The sequence below is a fragment of the Nocardia sp. JMUB6875 genome (assembly GCF_041154655.1).
Lineage (GTDB): Bacteria > Actinomycetota > Actinomycetes > Mycobacteriales > Mycobacteriaceae > Nocardia.
Window position 1 is genome coordinate 1 of sequence record NZ_BAAFGR010000414.1, and the last position, 769, is coordinate 769.

General features: G+C 72.4%; 1 protein-coding gene. It reads left to right on the top strand.

Annotated elements, in window-relative coordinates; translation table 11 throughout:
- Window positions 1–104: 104 nt before the first annotated feature.
- Window positions 105–769: IclR family transcriptional regulator (locus tag ACAM49_RS40320; protein WP_369640763.1), on the top strand; the 665-nt coding region annotated here is incomplete at its 3' end.

The following is a 769-nucleotide window of genomic DNA, read 5'->3' on the forward strand; positions in this document are numbered from 1 at the left end:
GTCGCGGGGGTGGTCGTTTCAGCCAACGGAACCGGGGGTTCCGGTGGGGTCCGCGGCCGGGGTTAGCTTCGGGTCGGAGGTATGTGATGGAGAGCAGGCCGTCGATGATCGAGCGCATGACCGATGTGCTCGACGTTTTCAGCGCCGAGTCCGAGCCGGTCGCCCTCGATGCCGTGGCCGCGGCGACCGGGCTGCCGCGCACCACGGCGTACCGGATCATTCGCGAACTGGTCCGTTTGGAGTGGCTCGAACCCGATCGCGGCGGGCACCGGCTCGGCAGGCGGGCCTTCGATCTGACCGGGCGGCAGCGGGAATGCGGTGAGCTGCGGTCCGCGGCCGGTCCCGGCCTGCACGCGCTGCACCGGAATGCCGGTGTCACAACGCATCTGGGCATTCTCGAGGGTCGCCGGATCCGCCACCTCGACAAGATCGGCGCCGAATCCGCCGTGCCGCCGCCGCTGGCCGGTTCCCGAATCGCGGCCGATCGCAGTGCGCTGGGCTGGGCGGTGCTGGCCACCATGGGACCCGAACGCGTCGACGCACTGTTCCGCACCCGCTCGGACCCGTCGCGGCTGCGCCAACTCCACACCCGCCTGCACCGCACCCGCTCCCGGCAGGGCCTGGCGATCAGCGAACCCGACCGCTGCCCCATGGGCATCGCCGCCGTCGCCGCCCCCGTCCGCCACCCCGATGGCACTGTCCTGGGCGCGATTTCGGCCCTGGGCCGCGGCATCCCCCTCGACCGCCTCGCCCCCATGGTCCTGGCCAC